This is a genomic window from Geitlerinema sp. CS-897 (genome assembly GCF_028368005.1).
Lineage (GTDB): Bacteria > Cyanobacteriota > Cyanobacteriia > Cyanobacteriales > Geitlerinemataceae > Baaleninema > Baaleninema simplex.
Genome location: NZ_JAQNCQ010000134.1, coordinates 1 through 3,296 on the forward strand (window position 1 = coordinate 1; position 3,296 = coordinate 3,296).

Here is a 3,296-nt window from a genome sequence, read left to right on the forward strand (position 1 = left end):
CAATCCCTGCTGCTCTGGAGAGATTGGATGTTGGCGCTCATGGCGTTGAAGCCTCACAAATCTCTCCATTTTCAACGAGGGCTAGAGGCTCTATCCCTTGTGAGGCAGGGGGTCTAGCTATGTTGTCACCCTCTCAGGTCACACTCACGACAGTAGGATACGGCGATGTTTATCCCGTAACGCCGATCGGTAAATTGTTCGGGGCGTTACTGGCATTTTTGGGAATTGGTTTATTTGCCCTTCCCGCTGGAATTATCGCCTCTGGGTTTTCCGAACAGATCGAACGGCAAAAAGCGCGATCGCCCGAAAAAAACATCGCCAAGCCACCTCTCGAGACAGACGTAGAACAGTCGGCCGAGTTGATGAAACGCTGTCTCGATATCGCCTACGAAAAGTTTAGCGATCGTGTGCGCGACGAGGCAATTTTAAGAGACTTGGCCGTGAAGCTCTACGACGAAACCCAACACAATCGCGGACGCTAACCCCGAGCAAGTCCCTATCGTTCCCCAGGCGGGATTTTCTTCATCGGTAACTCCTCGTCCTGAGTCGGAGGAGTCGAGGGGGGCATTTCGCCTTCTGGTACGAATTCCACCACGAAGATATAGGCAGTCGTCGCTCCTGTCAGGGGAATATCGAGAGCGTTTTCGCGAAGAACTTCCACCGCTCGCTCGTCGAGGCGAGCGTTTCCCGTCAACAATAACGGTCGAACGCTCTCTTCAATCAGAGTTCCTTGACTGTCGAGGGCGATCGCGAATACCGTCCGAGGCGGTTCGGCGGGAGGTTCCACATCCTGCGGATAAGGAATCTGTATCCGAGTCGGAGCGAGCGGTTTTTCCAACAGGCGGGGCATTGCCTCAAAACCACTCAAGTAATCCAACCAGCGTTGTCCGGCCTCTTCAGGTAACGCTAACGTCTGGGCCTGTTGGAGAGCCAGTCGCATGGGTTCGGAATCCAACGGTGGCGTCGGAGTCTCCCCTCCTTTGGCGTCCGTATCCTCCGTGTCGCCGCCAGACTCGCGAATGCGGAAGTCGACCTGAAACCAGTAGGCTTTGGGGCGATCGCGATCGGGAAACTCAATTTGCGGAAGAACGAACTCCCGCAACACCAGTTGTAAAACGGGGTTTCGACGAGGTGGAAGTTCGGTTAACGCCAGGTTCCGGTTCCCCAACTCCTCGTCGATGACGGAGATCGGTTCGCCGTCTTCATCGACGAGAATTCCCACCAACACCGAAGGGATTTCCTCGACAAGCTGTTGAAACGCCGGTTGTGGGGGAAGCAAAATTTCCTGTGACTGGGGGTTTTGTCGGTCCCAAATCTCCACGCGATCCTCTAAGTCCGGGGCGATCGCAAAGAGTCGCTGCACCCAGCTTGCATAGAGCCGAAGAGCGTCTATCCCTTCAGCATACCCCTGACCGCTCGGAGTTCCGTCCCCTGTCGGCGTCTCGTCGGTTGTGTTCCCTTTGTTCTCCGTGTCCTCCGATCGCTCTCCTCGAGAGAGACCTTCTTTTTTCTGGCGAGCTAACTCTTGAGGCGTCGGTTCTGAAGGAGTCGTCTGTCGCGACGACGTACCCGTTCCCGACCTGTAGCGATCGACGAACGATTCGTATTGCTGTCGCCAATCGCTGCTACCGTCAGTATAGTTGTAGCTGTCGGTATAACCGTCGTCGTAAGTACCAGAATACGGATCGGTATCGTTCGATGGCAACTCGTCCCAGTAACTCCAAGCACTGCCACTCATAGAACTCTCGTCTTCCGTCGAATCCGCTGGCGGCGGTGGCGGAAACGTCGGTCGTCCTGACAGAGACGGTAAACCCGTCAAACTGTCTTCGTCAAACTCGTAGGACGGAAAGCTAAACTCCTGCGTCACTTGAGGAGCGAACTGATTGAGGTCTTCAGTGGTGAGTTCGACAATATCGACATCGAGAGTGTCGTCTTCCTCTTCCCCGAGATCGAGCGACGATAAAGGAATCGAAACGATCGCGATCGCGTGGAGTACCACCGATACCACAATGCCGACCGAGGCCGGTTGGCGCAAAGTATCGATCGCCCGTTGCCAGATCGGGGTTTCGCGGACGTTCTGAAATTGAGATGCCTCAGACATAGAATCGATCGAGCCGTCCTTGTCGGTGCGAGTCGGCAATACTGCCAATGCACTCACAGTTTAACTTGTGAGGGGTTCACCGGAGCAATAAGTCCCGTGCTGCACCGAAGGCTTCGGCCGTGAGCGGCTCAGCCGAACGGTCAGCGTCGGGATGCTTCGACAAGCTCAGCAACAACATGGACTCCCCGCGTCACTTGAGGGGTTCGATGCCCCGAAAATCGATCGTCCACAAAGATTTATCGAGATTGTGCTAAAGTGGCAAGCGAAAGAGGTGAAGGCGTTGATACACAAAGCGGTCAAAGTCAGAATCTACCCAACTGACGAACAGAAGCAGACGTTAGCTCAACACTTTGGCTGCGCTCGTTGGTGGTGGAATTATGCACTCAACCTGTGCAACACAACCTACAAAGAAACGGGTAAAGGATTGACCCGCACAGCCATTAACGCTCACCTCCCGAAGCTCAAGAAATCCGAGGAGACCGCTTGGCTATCAGAGTGCTACTCGCAAGTTTTACAAACGACGACACTCAACTTGACAGCCGCCTTCAAGAATTTCTTTGATAAGCGAGCGAAATATCCTCGCTTCAAGAGCAAAAAGTACCGTCAATCCATCCAATACCCCCAGAACGTCAAAGTTATTGGCAACCGTATTAAATTCCCCGGTCGGGTAGGAATCGTCAAGGCGAAACTCCATCGACCCATCGACGGAAAAATCAAGACGGTCACAGTATCTATGACGCCCTCGGGTCGGTATTTTGCGTCTGTCCTTTGCGAACTTGAGGGGGATGTACCCTCACCGAGTCCCGAGGGAAAAGTGGCGGGGGTAGATTTGGGATTGAAGGACTTCGCTATCGTCAACGATGGTGTCAAAACTTCCAAATATGCCAACCCAAGGCATTTCAAAAAACACGAACGGAACTTAGCGAGGAAGCAGAAAAAACTGGCTCGTAAGTCCAAAGGTTCGAGGTCTCGAGAGAAAGCCAGGAGGTTGGTCGCCAGAGTTCACGAACGCCTGTCAAATGCCCGTCAAGACTACCTGCACAAGCTGAGCCGAAAGCTGGTGAACGATAACCAAGTCATCGTAGTCGAAAATCTCAATGTCAAGGGCATGGTTCGGAATCACAATCTGGCTAAGGCAATTTCTGATGTGGGCTGGGGAATATTCGTCAATTTTCTTTCCTACAAACTCGAACGA

2 protein-coding genes and 2 pseudogenes are annotated in these 3,296 nt (G+C 53.3%); 3 read left to right on the plus strand and 1 reads right to left on the minus strand.

The genetic code is table 11. From position 1 onward, the window contains the following. A pseudogene (locus POG22_RS08255) lies at positions 1–117 on the plus strand (IS4 family transposase); the annotation flags it as partial. Positions 118–137: 20 nt separating this feature from the next. Further along, positions 138–482 (plus strand): annotated as a pseudogene (locus POG22_RS08260) (potassium channel family protein); the annotation flags it as partial. Positions 483–496: 14 nt separating this feature from the next. Here the strand turns inward: POG22_RS08260 and POG22_RS08265 are convergent. Continuing rightward, positions 497–2,158, minus strand: coding sequence for a hypothetical protein (locus tag POG22_RS08265; RefSeq protein ID WP_498904674.1), 1,662 nt, complete (start codon positions 2,156–2,158; stop codon positions 497–499). 223 nt (positions 2,159–2,381) lie between these two features. Between POG22_RS08265 and POG22_RS08270 the strand changes: the two genes are divergently transcribed. Beyond that, the coding region (locus tag POG22_RS08270) for an RNA-guided endonuclease TnpB family protein (protein WP_498904675.1) at positions 2,382–3,296 on the plus strand (915 nt) is incomplete at its 3' end.